Genomic DNA, 21,162 nt, shown 5'->3' with positions numbered 1-21,162 from the left:
CCGTCGTTCTGCCGCTTACCTGGTTCGTCTTGCTTTCCTGCGTCGTGGCGCTTGCCAGCGGCCTGTCCCTGAGCCTGGTCTGACCCCGATCACCTCTTTCGCCCTTACAAGGATTCCATGCCATGGTGCTCCACCGCGTCCATCACCAGATTCTGCGCAGCCATCACCTGTTCGAGCCTTTGAACGAAGAAGAGCTCAACGAATTGATGAGCAACAGCCAACTGCTGAACATCGACAGGGGCGATCCGCTGTTCCGCCAGGGAGAACCGGCGCAGGCGTTTTACTTCGTGATTTCCGGCGCCGTGAAAATCTACCGGCTGACCCCGGATGGCCAGGAAAAGGTCTTCGAGGTGATCGGCGAGCGCCAGACCTTCGCCGAAGCCATGATGCTGATGGACACACCCAACTACGTCGCGTCCGCCGAAGCCGTCGGCCCGACCCAGGTCTACCGGCTGTCCAACGCCACCTACATGCGTCTGCTGCAAAGCAACAGCCGGCTGACCTTCGCCCTGCTCGGCAAGCTCTGCGTGCGCCTGCACCAACGGGTCAACGAGATTGAAACCCTGTCGCTGAAGAACGCCACTCACCGCGTGGTGCGCTACCTGTTGACGCAACTGGTGCGCCTGCAAACCGTGGACAGCCAGTTCGAACTGCCGATGGCCAAGCAGTTGATCGCCGGGCACTTGTCGATCCAGCCGGAAACTTTCTCGCGGATCATCCGGCGCCTGATCGATGAAAAAATCATCACCCAGGACGGTCGCCAGATCGCCATTCTCGATCGCCTGCGCCTGGAGCAATTCGAATGAGCGCGCAGCCCACTTGCCTGTATTGCCAACAGACCCAACCCGGTGATGCAACCGAATGCCGCCAGTGCGGCATGCCCCTGCCGGCCGAGGCGGCGCTGGCCGGCGAGCGCAGGCTGCGGCGCTTCACCTGGTTCTGTGCCGGCTTGACGATCTTCTGCATCGTCATGTTCTTCTGGCTGCCTCGCAGCATCGTCTGACCCCCTCAATCCTGAGTCAACTGCCGGTACAACTGCGGTAAACGCAGCGGCAGTTGCTCGGGCTGGCGAATCAAGGTGTAGCCATTGGCCCCGAACATGTACGGCAGGTAATCCCCCGCTTCGCGATCAATGGTGATGCAGAACGGCGTCAGCCCTTGGCGCCGGGCTTCCAGCACTGCCTGGCGGGTGTCTTCCACACCGTAGCGTCCTTCATAGAGGTCCAGGTCATTGGGCTTGCCGTCACTGAGCAGCAACAACAATTTGCGCCGCCGCTTGCAACCCGCCAACCGTTGCGTGGCCTGGCGAATCGCCGCGCCCATGCGCGTGTAGTAACCGGGCTTGAGCCCCTGGATGCGTCCGCGGGTGTGGTCGTCATAACGCTGGTTGAAGGCCTTGAGTTCATGCATGCGCACCTGCTGGCGGCGCAAGGAAGAGAACCCGTACAAGGCAAAATCGTCTCCCAGTAGCGACAGGGTTTCGCCGAACAGCAACAGGCTGTCGCGGATCACGTCGATCACCCGGTGCTCATCATTGAGGTGGGCATCGGTGGACATCGACAGGTCGGCCAGCAGCAAGCAGGCCAGGTCGCGGCGAGTCTGGCGCTGGTCCATGAACAACCCGCGTTCGCAGCACTGCCCGTGCTGGCGCTCGACATGAAAGTCCAGCCAGGCTTGCAGGTCCAGTTCCGAGCCTTGGGTTTGCTGGCGCAACCATTGGCGATCGTTGCGCAGGTGTTCGAACTGGCGACGCAAGCGCTGGGCCGAGCTTCGCAGGCGTGCGGGCAACGGCTGGGGCTGGCAATCGCGAGGGGTGAAGGTTTGCAGGCTGACGAAGTCGTCCTGCAGGCGTTGTTTGCGGTAATCCCATTCCGGCAACAGGATGCCTGCTCCCAACGGGATGTCATCCACATCGGCCGGCGGCAGGTCCAGGTGCAGTTTCAAACCACCGCCCTTGCGCAAGCGGGTGCGCGACAGGGTCAATTGGTCCAGGTCTTCGGCGACGCGGGCAGCGTCCGGGTCTTCGCTGTCATCCGCCCAGCGATCCAGGTCCACGTGTTCGGTCCAGCTGAACAGGTTTTCCAGGCGCACGATCAGCAGCCCACCGTCACGGGTGGTGTCGTCGATTCGCTCGGCGCGCTTGCGCCCGCCCTGCTGTTCGCCGGGCGGCGTCGCCAGGTATTGCTCGGACTCCTCAAGGTTGGCGGCCTGGGGATTGGCCAGGTGTTGGGGTGGGTATAGCCACAGCGGCAACGGCCAGGCCGCCCGCTCGCTGCGGGGAAACTGTTCGACACTGCCCGGTTCGCGCAAGGCCTGGCACAACGCCCGCTCCAGGGCGGCTTCGGCCGGGTTGAGCGTGGCCGGATCGGGGCGCAGGGACAGGTGCGCCTCCACCAGTCGCCGGTAGCGCGGGCGCAGCGCCGGGTAGCGCTTCAACACCGCCAGGGTCCAGCGCTGATTGTCCCGCCCCCAGTGCTTCATAGGCCCCGACTGCGCGGCCAGCAAGGCGAGCCAGCGATACAGCTCTTCGTTGAGCCCGACATCAGGGAACGTCGCCAGGCTCGCCGGCAGCCGCAGATTGTCGCCATCGCAACAGGCCAGGGGCACTTGCTTGCAGGTGCCGGCGATCTGCTGCAACAGGTTGCGACGCAGTAGCAGGTCGCGGTCGCTGACCGCTTCCACCCCCAGGTGAGGTGCACCGCCGGTGGCGCGAAACAGCACCTGCAACGCGCGTTGCCGGGGGACCAGCTCGACCCGGGCCTCAGGAAAGTCAGCACTGGCCCGGCGGGTGATGAAACGGTGCCAGACACTGCCGACCCATTCTTCCAGCTCCAGGGTGAATGCCATGGTTATTTCCTCTTAAGCCGCCCCCATTGTGGCGAGGGGATTCATGTGGGAGCAAAGCTTGCTCGCGAAACAGGCGCCTTGATCTCTGGAAGACCGCATCGCCCCCATCGCGGGCAAGCCTTGCTCCCACATGAATCCTCTCACCCCAAATGAGTCCGGCTCAGTAGTTGTGGTGATTTACGAAGGCACCACCGCCGCCGGTGCGCGCAGGGCCGCACGGCCACGTTGACGGAAGCTGAACAGGTAGCAGAGCAACCCGGCCAGGAACCCGACGCCGCTGACCAGTCGCGCCCAGAACAGCGGCTTCAAATGATCCATCGTGGCCATGAATGGCAAGGCACTGCCATCCGTCATCCAGCGCTGCAACCACACCTGGACGACACCGGCCGCGGTGAGGAACAAGGTGATCATCACCATCGATAAGGTCATCAACCAGAAGCCCCAGATCTCCAGGCGCTGCGAACGCTCGTCCGCCGCTTCACCCAAGCCCCGCAAGCGTGGCATGGCGTAGCTGATCAGCGTCATCACGATCATTGCGTAGGCACCGTAGAAGGCCAGGTGACCATGGGCCGCGGTCAGTTGCGAACCGTGGGTGTAGTAGTTGACCGGTGCCAGGGTGTGCAGGAAACCCCAGACGCCCGCGCCGAAGAACGCGGTGACCGTGGTGCCCTTGGCCCACAAGGTAGCGGCACGGTTCGGGTGGTGCCGACGACGGTTCTTCACCATGCTGAAGGCGAAGACCACCATCGCCAGGAACGGCAGCGGTTCCAGTGCCGAGAAGATCGAGCCTACCCACAACCAGACCTCAGGCGCACCAATCCAGAAGAAGTGGTGGCCAGTGCCGATGATCCCGGTGATCAACGCCATGGCGATAATCACGTAGAGCCATTTTTCCACCACTTCGCGGTCCACGCCGGTGATCTTGATCAGGACGAAAGCGAGCATCGAACCCATGATCAGTTCCCAGACGCCTTCCACCCAAAGATGCACCACCCACCACCAGTAGTACTTGTCGCGAGCGAGGTTTTCCGGGTTGTAGAAGGAGAACAGGAAGAACACTGCCAGGCCGATCAGGCCGGTCATCATCACCATGCTGACCGTGGTCTTGCGACCTTTGAGCAGGGTCATGCCGATGTTATAGAGGAACCCCAGGCACACCACCACGATGCCCATCTTGGTGATGGTCGGCTGCTCCAGGAACTCGCGGCCCATGGTCGGCAGCAAGTCGTTGCCGGTGAACTTCGCCAGCGTCGCATAAGGCACCGAGAGGTAGCCCAGGATCGTCGCCACACCTGCGGCGGCGAACACCCAGAACAGCAACAGCGCCAGTTTCGGGCTGTGCAGTTCGCGATCGGCCTCCTCCGGTATCAGGTAATACGCCGCGCCCATGAAGCCGAACAGCAGCCAGACGATCAGCAGGTTGGTGTGGACCATGCGGGCCACGTTGAAGGGGATCAGCGGGAACAGGAAGTCGCCGACCACGTATTGCAGGCCCATGATCAAACCGAACAACACCTGCCCCAGGAACAGCATCAGGGCGAACACGAAGTAGGGTTTGGCGACGGCCTGCGAGGCGAATTTCAGATGCGGATTAGCCATGCTCATCTCTCAGCCCTCCTTGTTTGGCGGCCAGCCATTGGTATTGATTTTCGAGCTCCATTTGAGGAACTCGGCGATGTCGTCGACTTCCTGCTCGCTCAGGTTGAACTGCGGCATGGCCCGACGACCCGGAACGTTCAGCGGCTGCATTTTCATCCAGGCCTGCAGGAACGGCTTGAAGGCTTCATCGCCGCCGCGACGGTTGACCACGTTGCCCAGCTCCGGCGCAAAGTACGCGCCCTCGCCCAGCAGGGTATGGCAGCCGATGCAGTTGTTGCGCTCCCAGACGCCCTTGCCGCGTATCACCGATTCCGTCAATTGCGCCTGGTTGCTGCGTTCTGGAAAGGTCTGTTCCGTGTGGTAGGTCAGGGCCAGGAATATCAGGAAAAAGAAGATGCTTCCCCCGAAATAAATATTCCTGGCCATGCCTTTGGTGAAGGTATCTGACATGGTCACTTCCTCATTGCTTGGCGTGTTCATTCTAGGAAGCAAGGGGTCGGAAACCGCTTGATGGCGATCAAGAATCTCCGATGGTTTTGGTGGGTTGTTCCGGGCAGATGAGCTTCGATCGTTCCCACGCTCCCGCGTGGGAACGCCGCCAGGGACGCTCCGCGTTCCGCTTCAGGAAGGTGACGCAGAGCGTCACGGGATGCATTCCCACGCAGAGCGTGGGAACGATCAGATCGCGAGTGAGATCGCAATCGCCAGCAGCGCCGCCCAGCTCAACACCAACCACCGCCACAATCGCGGCGCGTGGCGCAGTTCCATGAAGCCGTCGGCGATCAGCCAGGCCTTGGTCACCGCGACCACCAGGATGGCGATGGACACCAGCCCGGTAGCCGCGATCTGGCCCAGGGCGACGGTGCCGGTGCTCAGCACCGCCAGCGTCATCCAGCATGCAATCAAGACACGGGAAGCCGACATGAGCACCTCCGCTCAATCAAGGATGTAGACGACCGGGAACAGCAGCACCCAGACCAGATCGACCATGTGCCAATACAGCACGCCGGATTCCAGCCCACTGTTGCGCTGCGCCCCATAACGACGTCGCCGACACCCTTCGGCCAGCCAGGCGAGGATCACCATGCCCAGCAACACATGGAGAAAATGAAACGCGGTGAGGATCCAGTACAAGGTGAAGAACGTGTTGCGCTCCATCCCCAGGCCGTTCGCCAACAGATGGGCGTACTCCGTGAGCTTGATCCCCACATAGCCGCAGGCGAGCAACAAGGCCACCCACAACAACAGTGCGGCTCGACGCGGTCGGTCCTGCCTGACTTGCTCCTGGGCCAGGGCGGCGAACAGGCCAGCGGTCAGCAGGCTGAGGGTCATCGCCAGGCCCGTGGAGCGGTCCAGCAATTGCCGGCCTTCGCTGAAAGTCTGCGGATGCAACGCCTGGGCAACGGTGAACGCCAGGATCAACAGCGCGAACACCGACAGCTCGGCGAGGATGAAAAACCACATCGCCAGGTCCCCGGGCAAGCGTCGGGGCACGGCAACGGTTTCAGCCAAAGTGGACATCGACCACATCCATCAACGCGGCAACGGTTTGCGGGTCGTCGCTCAACGGCTCGGCCAGGCATGCCAGGCAGGCTTGGCGCGGGTCCATGCCGGAGCCGATCATGCGCGCGGCGAAAATCAGCAGGCGCGTCGAGGCGACCTCCTCCAGGTCGTGCTGGTCGAGCCGGCGCAGCGCCTGCCCCAATCGCACCACCTGGGCCGCCAGGGCCAGATCCACCCCCGCCTCGCGGGCGACGATGCGCTCTTCATCGGCCACCGCCGGATAGCCAAAGCGCATCGCCACGAAACGCTGGCGCGTGCTGGGCTTCATGCCCTTGAGCAGGTTCTGGTAACCGGGGTTGTACGACACCACCAGCATGAAGGACGGCGGCGCCTGCAGTACTTCGCCAGTGCGTTCCAGGTACAACTGCCGACGATCATCGGCCAGCGGGTGCAACACCACGGCCGTGTCCTGGCGCGCTTCGACCACCTCATCCAGATAACAGATGCCGCCCTCGCGCACCGCCCGGGTCAAGGGCCCGTCCTGCCACCAGGTGCCCTGGGCGCCGATCAGGTGACGGCCCACCAGGTCGGCCGCGCTCAAGTCATCGTGGCAGGCCACGGTGTACAGCGGCAGTTTCAGGCGGTGAGCCATGTGCTGGACGAAGCGGGTCTTGCCGCAGCCGGTCGGGCCTTTGATCAGCACCGGCATGCCGTGATGCCAGGCCTGTTCGAACAGCGCCTGCTCGTTGTCCTGGGGTTGATAAAAGGGTTCGTCGGGGTGCTGCAAAGTGTGGATAGCGTTCATGGCAAGACCTGATCAGACAACACGATTGCAGGCCACGCTACGGTGCCCTGCGACAACCTGGCAAGGGCTGCGGCCGGCAAACTTGATCGCCGTCAAGCGGCTAACCACCGCCTCGGGCATAGCCTTGCAACGCACCAAGAACCTGCGCGCCGAACGTCAATTACAGCGCAGCGCGGGTCACGCCTGAGGAGAAATGGAATGCTGATCAGCCACAAAAAATCGTGGGCCCTGCGGGTCACGGCGCTGTGTACAGCGCTGGCCGCCCCCCACGCCTTCGCCGACCAAACCGCTGCGCCGGAACAACCCCGCGTGGTCAAGACCGAAGGCGCGCCCGACCTGAGCCAGGCCGACTTCGACTCGGCCAAGGAAATCTACTTCCAGCGCTGCGCCGGCTGCCACGGCGTGCTTCGCAAAGGCGCCACCGGCAAGCCGCTGACACCCGACATCACCCAATCGCGCGGCCAGGCCTACCTGGAGGCGCTGATCACCTACGGCTCGGCCGCTGGCATGCCGAACTGGGGCACGTCCAATGCCCTGACCAAAGACCAGATCACGGTGATGGCCAAGTTCATCCAGCACACCCCACCGACCCCTCCGGAATGGGGCATGGCCGAAACCCGCAAGACCTGGAAAGTGCTGGTCAAACCCGAAGACCGGCCGACCAGGCAACTCAGCACCCTCAACCTGCAGAACCTGTTCTCGGTGACCCTGCGCGACGACGGCAAGATTGCCCTGATCGACGGCGACAGCAAGAAGATCGTCAAGCTGATCGACACCGGTTATGCGGTGCACATCTCGCGCATCTCGGCCTCGGGTCGCTACCTGCTGGTAATCGGCCGGGACGCCAAGATCGACATGATCGACCTGTGGCCGAAAGAGCCGACCAAGGTCGCGGAAATCAAGGTAGGCATCGAGGCCCGCTCGGTGGAAACCTCCAAGTTCAAGGGCTACGAGGACAAGTACACCATCGCCGGTTCCTACTGGCCGCCGCAGTTCACCATCATGGACGGCGAGACCCTGGAGCCCAAGCAGATCGTCTCGACCCGCGGCATGACCGTCGACACCCAGCAATACCATCCCGAGCCTCGGGTCGCGGCCATCATCGCGTCCCACGAATGGCCGGAGTTCATCGTCAACGTCAAGGAAACCGGCAAGGTGATGCTGGTCAACTACCAGGACATCAAGAACCTCACCATCACCAGCATCGACGCCGCGCCGTTCCTGCATGACGGCGGTTGGGACAGCAGCCATCGCTACTTCATGACGGCCGCCAACAACTCCAACAAGGTCGCGGTGATCGACTCCAAGGAACGCAAGCTCACCGCCCTGGTGGACGTTGGCAAGACCCCGCACCCTGGACGCGGCGCCAACTTCAACCACCCCCTCTACGGACCGGTCTGGGCCACCAGCCACTTGGGCGATGCCGGGGTTTCGCTGATCGGCACCGACCCGGTCAATCACCCGCAATACGCCTGGAAACAGGTCGGTTCGCTCCAGGGCCAGGGGGGCGGCTCGTTGTTCATCAAGACTCATCCCCAGTCTCGCCACCTGTATGTCGACACCACCCTCAGCCCGGACGCCAAGCTCAGCCAGTCGGTGGCGGTGTTCAACATCGACAAGCTCGACGCCGGCTACACCGTGCTGCCGATTGCCGAGTACGCCGGTATCAAGAAAGGCGCGCTGCGTGTGGTGCAACCGGAATACAACAAGGCCGGCGACGAGGTCTGGTTCTCGGTCTGGAGTGGCCAGGAAGACGAGTCGGCGCTGGTGGTGATCGACGACAAGACCCTCAAGGTCAAGAACGTGATCAAGGACAAACGCCTGATCACCCCAACCGGAAAATTCAACGTCTACAACACCCAACACGACATCTATTGAGCCCCATCAATAAGAGGAAAAACCATGAAGCCTATTCTGATTGCCCTGGCCTTGACTGCCGCCTACAGCCTGCCGGCGTTGGCCCAAGACGGCCCGACGTTGTTCAAGAGCAAGCCCTGCGCGGCCTGCCACGCCATCGATACCAAGGTGGTGGGTCCGGCGCTCAAGGAGGTCGCGGCAAAAAACGCCGGCGTCGCCGGAGCACAGGATTTACTCGCCAAGCACATCAAGGAAGGTACGCAAGGCAACTGGGGACCGATGCCGATGCCGGCCAACCCCGTGACGGACGAGGAAGCCAAGATCCTGGCGGCGTGGGTCTTGACCCTTAAATAACACATCCCTGTAGCGAGGAAATTCATGTGGCATGGGATTGATGTGGGAGCAAGGCTTGCCCGCGATGGGGGCGATGCGGTCTTTCAGAAATCAAGGCGGCTGTTTCGCGAGCAAGCTTTGCTCCCACATAAATCCCCTCACCACAGGGGCCGCGCCCAACTTTATTTCTTGTTCAGGAGGACGTCATGGAACGACACAGCTCTGCAACCTTGATAACCACCCTCCTCTTTGTTTTCTCTTCCTGCGTGCTGGCCGCTCCCGACAGCCAGCGCCAGGCCCAATTGCAACACCTGCTGGACCAGGACTGTGGCGCCTGCCACGGCCTGTACATGACCGGCGGCCTCGGCCCGCCCCTGACCCACGAAGCCCTGGCCGGAAAATCCCGCGACAGCCTCATCGCCACCGTCACCCTCGGACGGCCCGGCAGCGCCATGCCCGGTTGGGCACCGTTGCTTGCGCCCGACGACATTCGCTGGCTGGTGGACCGGCTCCTTCAAGGAAAACCCGCCTCATGATCCGTTCTTTCCTCTCCTCCACCGCCATCGCCCTGCTGCTCTGCGGTTGCGCCCAGACACCGTTGCGCGGCACCGGCGATTTTGGCGTGGTGGTGGAGCGCGCCACCGGCAGCCTGCAAATCATTGAAAGCGACACCCGCACCGCCCTGGGCCGCGTCGAAGGCCTGGGCGACTTGTCCCACGCCTCGGTGGTGTTCTCCCGCGACCAGCGCTATGCCTACGTGTTCGGCCGCGATGGGGGCCTGAGCAAAGTCGACCTGCTGGGCGCACGCATCGAACGCCGGATCATCCAGGGCGGCAACAGCATCGGCGGTGCAATCAGCCAGGACGGCAAGCTGATCGCCGTCTCCAACTACGAGCCCGGCGGCGTCAAGGTGTTCGATGCCCAGACCCTGGAACAGGTCGCCGACATCCCCGCCACACCGTTGCCCGGCGGACAAAAGCGCTCACGGGTGGTCGGTTTGGTGGATGCGCCAGGGCAACGCTTCGTGTTCAGCCTGTTCGACACTGGCGAGATCTGGACCGCCGACTTCAGCCAAGGCCTCAGCCCGCGTATCGAACGTTTCACCGCCATCGGCCAGCAACCCTACGACGCCCTGATCACCCCGGACGGGCGTTATTACATGGCCGGGCTGTTCGGTGAAGACGGCATGGCCCAACTCGATCTCTGGCACCCGGAGCACGGGGTGAAACGGGTACTGGGCCATTACGGCCGCGGCCAGGCGCGGCTCCCGGTGTACAAGATGCCGCATCTGGAGGGCTGGGCCCTGGCCGACCAGCAAGCCTTCGTGCCTGCCGTCGGGCATCACCAGGTATTGGTGATGAACGCCCAGGATTGGCAACAGACCGACGCCATCGCCGTGGCCGGTCAACCAGTGTTCGTCACCGCGCGTCCGGACGGTCGGCAGCTGTGGGTCAACTTTGCCTACCCGGACAACGACCGCGTCCAGGTCATCGACACCCAGACCCACGCCATCGTCGCCGACCTGCGGCCAGGACCGGCAGTGCTGCACATGGAGTTCACCGCGCGGGGTGACCAGTTGTGGCTGTCCGCCCGGGATGGTGGTCAGGTGCAGGTCTGGGATCCTTATCGCCTCGAACGCCTGGGCAGCCTGCCGGCCCTGAGCCCGAGCGGCATTTTCTTCAGCAGTCGCGCGCACAAGCCGGGGTTCTGACCATGACTTCCAGCTCACTGGCCCGGCGCCTGATCGATCAATTCCAGCATGGCCTGCCGTTGTGCGCCGAGCCCTATCGGGCCATGGCCGAGACCTTGGGCTGCAGCGAAGCCCAGGTCATCGACTGCCTGCAACACCTGCAAGTGGCCGGGACCTTATCGCGGGTCGGCCCGGTGTTCGAACACACCCGGGCCGGGGCCAGCACCCTGGCCGCCCTGGCCGTGCCCGAAGACCGCTTGCACCAGGTGGCCGCACGCATCAGCCAATACCCGGAAGTCAATCACAACTATGCCCGCGAACATCGCTACAACCTGTGGTTCGTGCTGACCGGCCCCAACCGTGCCCACCTGGAAAACATCCTCCAGGAACTGGAGAACGACACCGGTCTCACGCCACTGGACCTGCCCATGCTGACCGCCTACCGCATCGACCTGGGCTTTGCCCTGGAGGCCACCCCATGAAAAACGCCCTGAGCGAACAACAGTCACTGGCACTGCGCCGTTTGCTGGAAACCGGCCTGCCCCTGACATCGCGTCCCTTCCAGGCCCTGGCCGAGCAGATCGAGGCCAGTGAGCCGCAGGTGCTCGAGCAGGTGCAGCATTGGCATGAACAGGGGCTGTTCCGCCGTGTCGGCCTGGTGGTCAACCATCGCGCCTTGGGGTTTGCCGCCAACGCCATGCTGGTGCTGGACGTGCCGGACGCCTTGGTCGATGAAGTCGGCCGACGCCTCGGACAAGCACCGGGCATCAGCCTTTGCTACCAACGCCCCAGGCGCCTGCCCCAGTGGCAATACAACCTGTTTTGCATGATTCACGGTCGCCAGCGTGACCGTGTCGAGACCCAGGTTCAGGCGTTGCTGGAAGAACACCAGTTGGACGACCTGCCCCACCAGTTGCTGTTCAGCACGCACCTGTTCAAGCAATGCGGCGGACGTTTCGCCGCCCCGGCCGGAGCCCGTATCGATGGATGACCTCGACCGTCGCCTGATCAATCGGCTGCAACTGGGCCTGCCGCTGGTGCGTCACCCTTGGCAGGCCCTGGCCCAGGAACTGGACAGCAGCAGCACCGAATTGCTCGACCGCCTGCATGAGTTGCTCAACGACGGGGTCCTCACCCGCTTCGGTCCGATGTTCGACATCGATCGCCTGGGCGGTGCGTTCACCCTGGCGGCGCTGGCGGTGCCCGAACCGCGCTTCGAGGCCATCGCCGAGCTGCTCGCGGACATGCCCGAGGTCGCCCACAACTACCGCCGCGAGCACACCTGGAACATGTGGTTCGTGCTCGCCTGCCCCAGCGAACAGGCGATCAACGACACCCTGCTGCACATTGAACACCTGACCGGCCTGGTGCCGCTGAACCTGCCCAAAGAGGAGACCTACCATGTCGGCCTGTATTTCCCCGTCTGAGTCTTTGTGGCAAGCGCCGCCACGGCTGGATGAAACACCGTTGGCGCTGCGCCTGGTGGAACTGACCCAGGCCGGCCTGCCCTTGCTCGAAGACCCCTGGGCCTGGCTGGCCGAACAACTGGAACTGAGCGTGGAATCCACCCTCGACCTGCTCAAGCGCCTGCAGGCCGAGGGTGCGATCCGCCGCATTGCCGCCGTGCCCAATCACTATCGCCTGGGCTATCGCCACAACGGCATGACGGTCTGGGACGTGGCCGATGCCGACATTTCGCGTCTCGGCGCCCTGCTGGGGGCTCAGCCCTTCGTCAGCCACTGCTACCGGCGCCCGCGCCGGCCCGGCTGGCGCTACAACCTGTTCGCCATGGTCCATGGCCGTAGCCGCGAAGAAATCGACAGCTACCGCGAACACCTGCGCTACCTGCTGGGGGACGCCTGCGCCGCCGACGACATGCTGGTGAGCAGCCGCATCCTGAAAAAAACCGGCCTGCGCCTGTCACCTGTGGGAGCAAAGCTTGCTCGCGAAACAGGGGCGTCGGTTTTATGAAGGACCGCATCGGTTTCATCGCGGGCAAGCCTTGCTCCCACCAAGCCTTGCTCCCACGGAGCGACTTATGTTGAGGATCAGCCGCATCCTGAAAAAAACCGGCCTGCGCCTGTCACCTGTAGGAGCAAAGCTTGCTCGCGAAACAAGCGCCTCGGTTCCTGAAGAACCCCATCGGCTTCATCGCGGGCAAGCCTTGCTCCCACGGAGCGACTTATGTTGAGACCGGCCTGCGCCTGGCGCCTGTGGGAGCAAAGCTTGCTCGCGAAACAAGCGCCTCGGTTCCTGAAGAACCATATCGGCTTCATCGCGGGCAAGCCTTGCTCCCACCAAGCCTTGCTCCCACATCAAAGGAGCACCTTATGTTGAGACCGGCCTGCGCCTGGCGCCTGTGGGAGCAAAGCTTGCTCGCGAAGCAAGCACCTCGGTTCCAGAAGGACCGCATCGGCTTCATCGCGGGCAAGCCTTGCTCCCACCAAGCCTTTCCCACATCAAAGGAGAGCGACTCATGTTGAGGATCAGCCATTACCTGCGAGCCCTGGCCGGGCATTGCCCCGCCCCACGTGTCGCGCCACCGGGCAGCTGCCGCCCGCCGGTGGTGATCTGGAACCTGCTCAGGCGCTGCAACCTGACCTGCAAGCACTGCTATGCAACGTCGGCCGACAGCGTGTTTCGCGATGAACTGGACACCGCGGCGGCGCTCCAGGTCATCGACGACCTGCACGATGCCGGCGTGCGCGTGTTGATCCTGTCCGGCGGCGAACCGCTGTTGCGCGAGGATCTGTTCCAACTCAGCGCCTATGCCCGCAACAAAGGTTTTTTCCTTGCCCTGTCCACCAACGGCACGCTGATCGACACGTCCAATATCGAACAGATTGCGGCGGCGAACTTCGATTACGTGGGCATCAGCATCGACGGCCTGGAAGCGACCCACGATGAATTCCGTCAGCTCAAGGGCAGTTTCGCCAGCTCCATGGCCGCCATCCGGCTCTGCCGTGAACAAGGTATCCGGGTCGGGTTGCGCACCACCCTCACCCAGCAAAACCATGCCCAGTTGCCGCGCTTGCTGGACTTGATGAATGAGTACGACGTACAGAAATTCTACCTGTCGCACCTCAACTACAGCGGCCGGGGCAAGCGCAGTCGCAAGCTCGATGCCCACCAGCAGATGAGCCGCGAGGCCATGACCTTGATCTTCGAACGGGCCTGGCGCGACATCGAACAAGGCCGCGACAGTGACTTCGTCAGCGGCAACAACGACGCCGACGCGATCCTGTTGCTGCACTGGGTATCCCGGCGCCTGCCCCAACACTACGCCGCACTGGAGCAGATGCTGCGGGCCTGGGGCGGCAACGCCTCGGGTAGCGGCATCGCCAACATCGACAATACCGGCGAGGTTCATCCCGACACGTACTGGTGGCAGCACTCGGTGGGCAATGTCCGCCAGACGCCATTCAAGACACTCTGGCTCGAGCGCCCCGATGCCCTGCTGCTGAAACTGCGCGAACACCCACGGGCCGTGGGCGGTCGCTGCGGGCAATGCCGCTGGCTGGCGATCTGCAACGGCAATACCCGCACCCGGGCCTGGGCCGACGGCGACCTGTGGGGCCAGGACCCCGGCTGCCACCTCAGCGACGAAGAAATCGGCTTGCACGCGATCCCCAGCGTTGCGATGCCCTGCGCCTGATCAACCGACGGCGAACCTGATACCGAACCAAGGAAGTCCCATGCCTGCCTCCATCGTTTTGCCCGCTGCCCTGCAAGCGTCCTTCAGACCGGGTGAAGTCGCCCTGGTCGGCGCCGGCCCCGGTGACCCGGGCCTGCTGACATTGCGCGCCTGGAGCCTGTTGATGCAGGCCGACGCGGTGGTCTACGACCGCTTGATCAGCGCGCAATTGCTCAGCCTGATCCCGCTGACCTGCGCCCGGCATTACGTCGGCAAGGCCGCCGGTTGCCACAGCCTGCCCCAGCCACAGATCAACGAACTGCTGGCCGACCTGGCCGACCAGGGACAACGGGTGGTGCGACTCAAGGGCGGTGATCCGTTCATCTTCGGTCGCGGCGCCGAGGAGCTGGAGTATCTGCTGGCCCGCGGCATCGATTGCCAAGTGGTGCCTGGCATCACCGCCGCGGCCGGTTGCAGCACCTATGCCGGCATTCCCCTGACCCATCGCGACCTGGTTAACTCCTGTCGCTTCATCACCGGTCATTTGCAACGCGAAGGCGACTTGAACCTGCCCTGGCAAAGCCTGGCGGATGACAGCCAGACCCTGGTGTTCTACATGGGTCTGTCGAACCTCGGCACCATCGCCGCACAACTGATCGCGGCGGGCCTGGCGGCTGATACGCCGGCGGCGCTGATCAGCAACGGCACGCGCCCCGACCAGCAGGTCCTGCGCGGCACCCTCCAGCAATTGCCGCAGATGGCACTGGCATGCACCGAGGGCCTGCCGACCTTGACGGTGATCGGCAAGGTGGTCGGTTTATTTGCCCATCAGGTATTGGAGCATCCGGCCCGCCTGCACCCGGCCCTACCGCTCCAGCCAAGTATCGCGAGGGTCGCCTCATGAGAATCGGCTGGCTTGCCCCATTGCTGTGGATCGGCGCTGTCCACGGCGCCACGGCGCCTGAACCGGACCTGACGTTGGCCGAACAGAACTACCAGCAACACTGCCAGCAATGCCACGGGGTGAATCGCATCGGCGGCGCCGGGCCGGCGCTGTTGCCCCAGAGCCTGAGTCGGATCAAGCCCGACGAAATCCGCCAGGTGATCGAAAATGGCCGCCCGGCCAGCCAGATGGCGGCGTTCGGTGCGGTGCTGGAGCCTGCGCAGATCGATGGCTTGACCCACTATCTCCAGCGTCCACCTGCGGTCGAACCGACCTGGAGCGAGGACGACACGCGCCGCAGCCATCGCCTGCTGGCGGATGTCGCCAGCCTGCCCGATAAACCCCAGCACCACGCCGACCCGCTGAACCTGTTCGTGGTGGTGGAGGCTGGCGATCATCACGTCGATATCGTCGACGGCGATCGTTTCGAGGTCCTGGCGCGCTTCGCCTCACATTTCGCGGTGCATGGCGGACCAAAGTTTTCGCCGGACGGACGCTTCGTCTATTTCGCCTCCCGGGACGGCTGGATCAGCCTGTATGACCTGCACAACCTCACGCTCATCGCCGAGGTGCGGGTCGGGCTCAATACCCGCAACCTGGCGGTGAGCAAGGACGGACACTGGGTGCTGGTGGGCAACACCCTGCCCGGCAACCTGGTGGTGCTGGATGCCCGCGACCTGTCACTGGTCAAGACCATTGCAACGGTGGGGCTGGATGGCCAGGCGTCGAGGGTCAGTGCGGTCTATACCGCGCCGCCGCGCAACAGCTTCATCGTCGCCTTGAAGGATGTGAAAGAGCTCTGGGAGCTGTCCACCGGCCCGAACCCGGACTTCGTGCCCCGGCGGATCGAGGCCGGGGATTTCCTTGATGATTTTTCCTTCTCGCCCGATTACCGGCAGTTGCTCGCCACCTCGCGCAAGGCCCAGGGCGGCCAGGTGATCGACCTCGACACGGGGCGGATCGTCACCGACATCGCGCTGCCGGGCATGCCGCACCTGGGCTCGGGGACCTATTGGAAACGCTATGGGCACTGGGTGTTCGCCACACCCAACATCAGCAAGGGGCTGATTTCGGTGATCGACTTCGACACCTGGAAAGTCATCAAGCAGATCCCCACGCTCGGGCCGGGTTTCTTCCTGCGCAGCCACGTCAACTCCCGCTACGCCTGGACCGACGTGTTCTTCGGCCCGGACAACGATGCCATCCACCTGATCGACAAACAGACCCTGGAAATCGCCCATACCCTGCGGCCCATGCCCGGAAAAACCGCCGCCCACGTCGAGTTCACGCGCGACGGCCGCTACCTGCTGCTGAGCATCTGGGATACCGATGGCGCGCTGATCGTCTACGACAGCAACACCCTCAAGGAAATCAAGCGCCTGCCCATGAACAAGCCTTCGGGCAAATACAACGTCGGCAACAAGATCGAGTTCGCCGAGGGGACGTCACACTGAAAAAAAGGGGGCTGATGCGCAGCCCCCCGGGAGCAAACTTCCCCGCCACAAAAGACTGAGACGGTGTCCTGTTGGAATGACTATTGTGGCGAGGGGATTTATCTGTGGGAGCAAGGCTTGCCCGCGATAGCCGCGCCGCGGTCGAACTGCTGGACCGCGTTATCGTTCATCGCGGGCAAGCCTTGCTCCCACAGGCCTTGCTCCCACAGACGGCGTCGGACCCAAAGGATCCAACTCTTACCAGGTGAGTACCGCCCCCACCGCAAAGGTGTCGGTGTCTTCGTTCTGGGCGCTGGTGTCGTGGCCGTTGATTTCGAACTGGTTGTACTCGGCCACGAGCTTGAGGTTGTCGTTGATGTCGTGGAACAGCGCGATGCCACGGGTTTCATAATCGGCGCCACTGCCCACCACGCCGTTGCCGTCGTCATCGGTCTTGCCGTAGGACAGCGCCAGGCGGTTTTTGCCCAGCTTGTAGGAGCCCTGCAACAGGTAGCCCTTGCTGTCGACATTGCGCAGGGTAGCTTCACCGGCGTTGTTGGTGAAGAACGGGTTGATGCCCTTGGCCTGGAACCCCGAGCCGGTCAGCGACAACCCGCCCATCTTGGCCTGCACGCCATACCCCAGGCCCTTGGAAGTGACCGATTCGACGCTGGCGTCGGTGTTGTCCGAGGTCTGGTAGCTGCCGTTGAGCCAGCTGTAGATCTTCGCCCCGCCCAGGTCGAACTGGTAGGTGATCTCGCTCTCGGTGCGCGGGTTTTCCTGATAGGCCTTGCCGGTGGCGCTGTTGTCGTTGGTGTCCACCGGGTCCATGATTCCCACCGCCACCCGCAGCCCCTCCATCACCGGCGTGCGGTAGGTGATCTGCGAGGTCGGGAACGGGTACGGATAACCGCTGCCGATGTTGCCAAACGACACGCCACCGCCGTCCACCAGCCCCAGGGTGTCGCTGACCTGGCCATAACCGGCGAGCAGTTCGTCCAGCAGGATGTTGGAGCGGGCAAACAGGCCGAAGTCCTTGCCGATCAGCACCTCACCCCACTCCGGGTTCGCCACGGTGCCGTAGAACTGGCGCACGTCGATGGCGGTGTCGGTGCCATTGGTTTCACTGTCGTTGATGGTCACCCAGAACGAAGCCCGGGCACCGAGCTTGAGGTCATCGACCTGCTTGCCCATGTTGAAGCCCAGGTAGTTGGGCAAGAAGCCCATCTTGACCCGCGCCTGCCGACGGTCGTACTGCTCACCCGCGCGGTCGACGTCGCTGTTGACGTAAAAGGCGTTGATGTAGCCGTCGGTGGAAAAGGTGGTCTGATCCTTGTCGTACAGCATGATTTCGGCGTTGGCCCAAGGCATCAGGCCCAGGCTCGAAACACCTACGATGACCGCAGGCAAAAAACGTTGGCGGGTATTTTTATTGTTGTGCATGGCGCGCTCCGCAACAGGGGACGGGATGTCGGAGGCGATTATCGAAAGGCGCCCGGGCGCGTCATACGCTGCCTTGGAGGCAATTGGCGAATGCTTTGGCAGCGCCGGCCCGGCGCGGCAGTTTGGGTGTAAGACTGCGATGCCGACGGGCGCGGTACTTTGGGTGTGGGCCGCAGGGCGGCCTAGGGATGTGGGAGGGATTTTTCTGTGAGAGCAAGACCTGTGGAGATACCTGTGGGAGCAAGGCTTGCCCGCGATAGCCGCGCCGCGGTCGAACAGCTGGACCGCGTTATCGTTCATCGCGGGCAAGCCTTGCTCCCACAGACTTTGCTCCCACAGACCTTGCTCCCGCTGGCCTGCGCAGCAGGCCCCTCGCCTTCGGCTCAGAACCGCGGCTTGACGGTCTTCCAGTCCGGACGGTAACGCTGCATCTGCCGCACATCGTCGCGCTGGCGGATGCCGCAACGGAGGAACTGCTCATGCAGCTTGCCCAGTTGATCCTGGTCCAGTTCCAAGCCCAGGCCCGGCGCGCGGGTGATCTTCACGCAGCCGTCGACAATCGGCAGCTTGCCGCCCTTGATCACTTCTTCATCCGGTTCCTGCCACGGGTAATGGGTGTCACAGGCGTAATCCAGGTTCGGCACCGCGGCCGCCACGTGGGCCATGGCCATGAGGCTGATGCCCAGGTGCGAGTTCGAATGCATCGACACGCCCAGGCCGAAGGTGCTGCACATTTTCGCCAAGGCCTGGGTGTCGCGCAGGCCACCCCAGTAATGGTGGTCGGCCAACACGATTTGCACACTGTCCAGCGCCACGCTGCGGCGAAACTCATCGAAATCGGTGACTACCATGTTGGTCGCCAGCGGCAGCCCCGTGCGTTTGTGCAGCTCGGCCATGCCTTCCAGCCCCGGCGTCGGGTCTTCGTAATACTGCAGGTCATCCCCCAGCAGCTCGGCCATACGAATCGAGGTTTCCAGGGACCAGTTGCCATTGGGGTCGATGCGCAACGGGTAGCCGGGAAAGGCCTGTTTCAGCGCCTTGATACACGCGACTTCATGCTCCGGATCGAGGGCGCCGGCCTTGAGCTTGATGCTCTTGAAGCCATAGTCCTGGATCATCCGCCGGGCCTGGGCGACGATCTGCTGTTCGTTGAGCGCCTCGCCCCAACTGTCGGGCGGGTACGGCGAATCGATGTGCTCGGCGTACTTGAAAAACAAGTAGGCACTGAACGGGATCTCGTCGCGAATCGCGCCGCCCAGCAGGTCCACCAGCGGCACGTTCAGGGAGTGGGCCTGCAAGTCCAGGCACGCCACTTCGAACGCCGAATAGGCATTGCTCACCGCCTTGCTCGCGTGGGAACCCGGCGCCAGTTCGGCACCGGCAACGCTGACCGGTTTCTGCGCGGCGACGGTCGCCTGGACGATAGCCCGCAACTGGTTGAGGTTGAACGGGTCCAGGCCGATCAACTGGCTTTGCAACTGCTGCTGGATCGCCAGGGCTGGTGCATCGCCGTAGCTCTCCCCGAGGCCGATGTAACCGTTGTCGCTCTCGATCTCGATGATCGAGCGCAACGCGAACGGCTCATGGATGCCGCTGGCGTTGAGCAAAGGTGGATCGCGAAAAGCGATGGGGGTGACGGTGACGCGTTTGATCTTCATACAGCGGCTCCCGATGGGCCAGGTTTCAAAGCTTGAGAGGTTTGCGACTGATCGGCTTCGACAACGGTTTCGGGCCGGCCGGAGCGTGAATTCGGGGTGTCGCGCTTCGGTGCGGTGCGGGCGAAAAAGATCACCACGGCGGCGACAAGCGACGTGGCGGCCAACCCATACAGCCCACCCTCGATGGAACCGGTGGTCTGCTCCAGGAAACCGAAGGCCGTGGGCGCGACAAAGCCGCCGAGGTTACCGATGGAGTTGATCAGGGCGATCACCGCCGCCGCGATGCGTGCATCCAGGTAACCCTGGGGAATCGGCCAGAACAACGCCGACGCCGCCTTGAAACCGATGGCCGCGAAACAGATCGCCACGAAGGCAAAGATCGGCCCGCCGGTGGTGGACATGAACATGCCGAACGCGGCGATCACCAGCGTCACCGCGACCCAGGCCTGCTGGAATTTCCATTTGCCGGCCAGGGCGGCAAACCCGTACATCGCGATGATGGAAATGATCCACGGAATGGAATTGAGCAAACCGACCTGGAAGTCCCCCAGGTTGCCCATTTTCTTGATCATGCTCGGGAGCCAGAACGTGGCGCCATAGATGGTCAGGGCGATGGAGAAGTAGATGAAACAGAACAGCGCGATCTGTCGGTCGGCCAGCAACTTGAACATCGACGGTTTGACCACCTGGGCCGCTTCCCGGGCCCGTTGCTCTTCGGCGATGGCGGCGATCAATACGCTTTTCTCGTCAGCCGTCAGCCATTTCGCCTGGCTCGGATGCGACTGCAACCAGAACCAGACAAACCCGCACAGCACGATGGAGGCGAAACCTTCGATCAGGAACATCCACTGCCAGCCATGCAGGCCCAACCCGCTGATGTGCAGCAAGGCGCCGGACACCGGGCCGGAAATCACCGAGGCGATGGCCGAACCGCTGAGGAAGATCGCCATCGCCTTGCCGCGCTCGCTGGCGGGCAGCCATTGGGTGAAGTAGTAAATGATGCCGGGAAAGAACCCCGCCTCCGCCGCGCCGAGGATGAAGCGCAGCACATAGAAACTGGTCTCGCCGCGCACAAAGGCCATGGCCATGGCGGCCGCGCCCCAGGTGAACATGATGCGCGTCAACCAGGCCCGCGCGCCGTAGCGTTGCAAGAGCATGTTGGACGGGACTTCGAACAGCGCGTAGCCGATGAAGAACAGCCCGGCGCCGAGCCCGTAGGCCGCGGCGCCGATGCCCAGGTCGGTTTCCAGGTGGCTGCGCACGAAGCCGATGTTGACCCGGTCGATGTAGTTGACGATGAACATCACCACCACCAGCGGCAGTACATGACGTTTGACCTTGGCCGCCGCGAGCGCCAGGGTGCTGTCATGGGTGGAGTCCGTTACGTTATTCAAGGGGTGCCTCCCGATCATTGTTT

At 63.2% G+C, this 21,162-nt stretch carries 22 protein-coding genes; 13 read left to right on the top strand and 9 right to left on the bottom strand.

Features of this window, described 5'->3' with window-relative positions; all coding sequences use genetic code 11:
* Nucleotides 1–122 precede the first annotated feature (122 nt).
* Together B0E42_RS03650 and B0E42_RS03645 are read left to right on the top strand one after the other, a co-directional pair.
* A complete protein-coding gene (locus B0E42_RS03650; protein WP_003202487.1) occupies nt 123–806 on the top strand; it encodes a Crp/Fnr family transcriptional regulator in 684 nt (227 codons plus the stop codon).
* Nucleotides 803–1,003, top strand: coding sequence for a protein DnrP (locus tag B0E42_RS03645; protein WP_077505714.1), 201 nt, complete (start codon nt 803–805; stop codon nt 1,001–1,003). The genes B0E42_RS03650 and B0E42_RS03645 overlap by 4 nt, the downstream gene beginning before the upstream one ends.
* A gap of 5 nt (nt 1,004–1,008) precedes the next feature.
* Here the strand turns inward: B0E42_RS03645 and B0E42_RS03640 are convergent, their stop codons facing one another.
* The 6 genes from B0E42_RS03640 to B0E42_RS03615 form a co-directional block, all read right to left on the bottom strand.
* Entirely contained in the window at nt 1,009–2,847 is a 1,839-nt protein-coding gene (locus B0E42_RS03640) for a nitric oxide reductase activation protein NorD (protein WP_077505712.1), read from the bottom strand.
* A 177-nt stretch (nt 2,848–3,024) separates the two neighbouring features.
* Complete coding sequence (locus tag B0E42_RS03635) at nt 3,025–4,452, bottom strand: cbb3-type cytochrome c oxidase subunit I (protein WP_024616176.1); 1,428 nt, start codon at nt 4,450–4,452, stop codon at nt 3,025–3,027.
* 3 nt (nt 4,453–4,455) lie between these two features.
* The gene (locus B0E42_RS03630; RefSeq protein ID WP_003202495.1) at nt 4,456–4,896 is read right to left on the bottom strand and encodes a cytochrome c; all 441 of its coding nucleotides are present in this window, start codon (nt 4,894–4,896) and stop codon (nt 4,456–4,458) included.
* Between the two features lie 228 nt (nt 4,897–5,124).
* Nucleotides 5,125–5,370 carry a cytochrome C oxidase subunit IV family protein gene (locus tag B0E42_RS03625; protein ID WP_018613481.1) on the bottom strand — a complete coding sequence of 82 codons (246 nt, stop codon included), beginning with the start codon at nt 5,368–5,370 and terminating at the stop codon, nt 5,125–5,127.
* A gap of 12 nt (nt 5,371–5,382) precedes the next feature.
* Nucleotides 5,383–5,967, bottom strand: a complete 585-nt coding sequence (locus B0E42_RS03620) for a cytochrome c oxidase subunit 3 family protein (RefSeq protein WP_077505710.1) — start codon at nt 5,965–5,967, stop codon at nt 5,383–5,385.
* Nucleotides 5,951–6,754, bottom strand: a complete 804-nt coding sequence (locus tag B0E42_RS03615) for a CbbQ/NirQ/NorQ/GpvN family protein (RefSeq protein ID WP_018613485.1) — start codon at nt 6,752–6,754, stop codon at nt 5,951–5,953. Before B0E42_RS03615 ends, B0E42_RS03620 begins: the two co-directional genes overlap by 17 nt.
* Nucleotides 6,755–6,952: 198 nt before the next feature.
* Here B0E42_RS03615 and B0E42_RS03610 point away from each other — a divergent pair, with 198 nt between their 5' ends.
* The 11 genes from B0E42_RS03610 (at nt 6,953) to B0E42_RS03560 (ending at nt 16,665) form a co-directional block, all read left to right on the top strand.
* Complete coding sequence (locus B0E42_RS03610; protein WP_077505709.1) at nt 6,953–8,632, top strand: cytochrome D1 domain-containing protein; 1,680 nt, start codon at nt 6,953–6,955, stop codon at nt 8,630–8,632.
* 24 nt (nt 8,633–8,656) lie between these two features.
* Complete coding sequence (locus B0E42_RS03605) at nt 8,657–8,965, top strand: c-type cytochrome (protein WP_018613488.1); 309 nt, start codon at nt 8,657–8,659, stop codon at nt 8,963–8,965.
* A gap of 185 nt (nt 8,966–9,150) precedes the next feature.
* Entirely contained in the window at nt 9,151–9,480 is a 330-nt protein-coding gene (locus B0E42_RS03600) for a cytochrome c (RefSeq protein WP_024616180.1), read from the top strand.
* Complete coding sequence (locus B0E42_RS03595) at nt 9,477–10,655, top strand: cytochrome D1 domain-containing protein (protein WP_077505707.1); 1,179 nt, start codon at nt 9,477–9,479, stop codon at nt 10,653–10,655. The genes B0E42_RS03600 and B0E42_RS03595 overlap by 4 nt, the downstream gene beginning before the upstream one ends.
* Before the next feature lie 2 nt (nt 10,656–10,657).
* Nucleotides 10,658–11,116, top strand: coding sequence for an Lrp/AsnC family transcriptional regulator (locus B0E42_RS03590; RefSeq protein WP_018613493.1), 459 nt, complete (start codon nt 10,658–10,660; stop codon nt 11,114–11,116).
* Complete coding sequence (locus B0E42_RS03585; protein WP_014339153.1) at nt 11,113–11,625, top strand: Lrp/AsnC family transcriptional regulator; 513 nt, start codon at nt 11,113–11,115, stop codon at nt 11,623–11,625. The genes B0E42_RS03590 and B0E42_RS03585 overlap by 4 nt, the downstream gene beginning before the upstream one ends.
* Nucleotides 11,618–12,061, top strand: coding sequence for an Lrp/AsnC family transcriptional regulator (locus B0E42_RS03580; protein ID WP_018613495.1), 444 nt, complete (start codon nt 11,618–11,620; stop codon nt 12,059–12,061). The genes B0E42_RS03585 and B0E42_RS03580 overlap by 8 nt, the downstream gene beginning before the upstream one ends.
* Nucleotides 12,036–12,605: an Lrp/AsnC family transcriptional regulator gene (locus tag B0E42_RS03575; protein WP_077505705.1), complete on the top strand. Its 570-nt coding sequence runs from the start codon at nt 12,036–12,038 to the stop codon at nt 12,603–12,605. Before B0E42_RS03580 ends, B0E42_RS03575 begins: the two co-directional genes overlap by 26 nt.
* A 505-nt stretch (nt 12,606–13,110) precedes the next feature.
* Entirely contained in the window at nt 13,111–14,289 is a 1,179-nt protein-coding gene (gene nirJ, locus B0E42_RS03570) for a heme d1 biosynthesis radical SAM protein NirJ (protein ID WP_077505703.1), read from the top strand.
* A 40-nt stretch (nt 14,290–14,329) separates the two neighbouring features.
* Nucleotides 14,330–15,172, top strand: coding sequence for a uroporphyrinogen-III C-methyltransferase (cobA, locus tag B0E42_RS03565; RefSeq protein WP_077505701.1), 843 nt, complete (start codon nt 14,330–14,332; stop codon nt 15,170–15,172).
* Complete coding sequence (locus tag B0E42_RS03560; protein WP_077505699.1) at nt 15,169–16,665, top strand: nitrite reductase; 1,497 nt, start codon at nt 15,169–15,171, stop codon at nt 16,663–16,665. Before cobA ends, B0E42_RS03560 begins: the two co-directional genes overlap by 4 nt.
* Nucleotides 16,666–16,902: 237 nt before the next feature.
* Here the strand turns inward: B0E42_RS03560 and B0E42_RS03555 are convergent, their stop codons facing one another.
* The 3 genes from B0E42_RS03555 to B0E42_RS03540 form a co-directional block, all read right to left on the bottom strand.
* Complete coding sequence (locus B0E42_RS03555; protein WP_053188023.1) at nt 16,903–18,087, bottom strand: porin; 1,185 nt, start codon at nt 18,085–18,087, stop codon at nt 16,903–16,905.
* 383 nt (nt 18,088–18,470) lie between these two features.
* Complete coding sequence (locus B0E42_RS03545) at nt 18,471–19,745, bottom strand: glucarate dehydratase family protein (protein WP_077505697.1); 1,275 nt, start codon at nt 19,743–19,745, stop codon at nt 18,471–18,473.
* Nucleotides 19,742–21,157 (bottom strand): MFS transporter, encoded by a 1,416-nt coding sequence (locus tag B0E42_RS03540; protein WP_077505695.1) that lies wholly within the window; start codon nt 21,155–21,157, stop codon nt 19,742–19,744. The genes B0E42_RS03545 and B0E42_RS03540 overlap by 4 nt, the downstream gene beginning before the upstream one ends.
* Nucleotides 21,158–21,162 lie beyond the last annotated feature (5 nt).

Origin of the sequence: Pseudomonas sp. A25(2017), from assembly GCF_002001065.1 — a bacterium.
Taxonomy (GTDB): domain Bacteria; phylum Pseudomonadota; class Gammaproteobacteria; order Pseudomonadales; family Pseudomonadaceae; genus Aquipseudomonas; species Aquipseudomonas kilonensis.
Note: the sequence above shows the minus strand (reverse complement) of the source record. Positions and strands in the feature narration are given on the sequence as shown.

Bases quoted from the DNA above. Each gene is read 5' to 3' on its own strand.
- B0E42_RS03640 (WP_077505712.1), bottom strand. From the start codon at position 2,847: ATGGCATTCACCCTGGAGCTGGAAGAATGGGTCGGCAGTGTCTGGCAC.
- nirJ (WP_077505703.1), top strand. From the start codon at position 13,111: ATGTTGAGGATCAGCCATTACCTGCGAGCCCTGGCCGGGCATTGCCCC.
- B0E42_RS03590 (WP_018613493.1), top strand. From the start codon at position 10,658: ATGACTTCCAGCTCACTGGCCCGGCGCCTGATCGATCAATTCCAGCAT.
- B0E42_RS03585 (WP_014339153.1), top strand. From the start codon at position 11,113: ATGAAAAACGCCCTGAGCGAACAACAGTCACTGGCACTGCGCCGTTTG.
- cobA (WP_077505701.1), top strand. From the start codon at position 14,330: ATGCCTGCCTCCATCGTTTTGCCCGCTGCCCTGCAAGCGTCCTTCAGA.
- B0E42_RS03600 (WP_024616180.1), top strand. From the start codon at position 9,151: ATGGAACGACACAGCTCTGCAACCTTGATAACCACCCTCCTCTTTGTT.
- B0E42_RS03610 (WP_077505709.1), top strand. From the start codon at position 6,953: ATGCTGATCAGCCACAAAAAATCGTGGGCCCTGCGGGTCACGGCGCTG.
- B0E42_RS03605 (WP_018613488.1), top strand. From the start codon at position 8,657: ATGAAGCCTATTCTGATTGCCCTGGCCTTGACTGCCGCCTACAGCCTG.
- B0E42_RS03620 (WP_077505710.1), bottom strand. From the start codon at position 5,967: ATGTCCACTTTGGCTGAAACCGTTGCCGTGCCCCGACGCTTGCCCGGG.
- B0E42_RS03635 (WP_024616176.1), bottom strand. From the start codon at position 4,452: ATGAGCATGGCTAATCCGCATCTGAAATTCGCCTCGCAGGCCGTCGCC.
- B0E42_RS03645 (WP_077505714.1), top strand. From the start codon at position 803: ATGAGCGCGCAGCCCACTTGCCTGTATTGCCAACAGACCCAACCCGGT.
- B0E42_RS03560 (WP_077505699.1), top strand. From the start codon at position 15,169: ATGAGAATCGGCTGGCTTGCCCCATTGCTGTGGATCGGCGCTGTCCAC.
- B0E42_RS03575 (WP_077505705.1), top strand. From the start codon at position 12,036: ATGTCGGCCTGTATTTCCCCGTCTGAGTCTTTGTGGCAAGCGCCGCCA.
- B0E42_RS03615 (WP_018613485.1), bottom strand. From the start codon at position 6,754: ATGAACGCTATCCACACTTTGCAGCACCCCGACGAACCCTTTTATCAA.
- B0E42_RS03650 (WP_003202487.1), top strand. From the start codon at position 123: ATGGTGCTCCACCGCGTCCATCACCAGATTCTGCGCAGCCATCACCTG.
- B0E42_RS03595 (WP_077505707.1), top strand. From the start codon at position 9,477: ATGATCCGTTCTTTCCTCTCCTCCACCGCCATCGCCCTGCTGCTCTGC.
- B0E42_RS03580 (WP_018613495.1), top strand. From the start codon at position 11,618: ATGGATGACCTCGACCGTCGCCTGATCAATCGGCTGCAACTGGGCCTG.
- B0E42_RS03555 (WP_053188023.1), bottom strand. From the start codon at position 18,087: ATGCACAACAATAAAAATACCCGCCAACGTTTTTTGCCTGCGGTCATC.
- B0E42_RS03545 (WP_077505697.1), bottom strand. From the start codon at position 19,745: ATGAAGATCAAACGCGTCACCGTCACCCCCATCGCTTTTCGCGATCCA.
- B0E42_RS03540 (WP_077505695.1), bottom strand. From the start codon at position 21,157: ATGATCGGGAGGCACCCCTTGAATAACGTAACGGACTCCACCCATGAC.
- B0E42_RS03630 (WP_003202495.1), bottom strand. From the start codon at position 4,896: ATGTCAGATACCTTCACCAAAGGCATGGCCAGGAATATTTATTTCGGG.
- B0E42_RS03625 (WP_018613481.1), bottom strand. From the start codon at position 5,370: ATGTCGGCTTCCCGTGTCTTGATTGCATGCTGGATGACGCTGGCGGTG.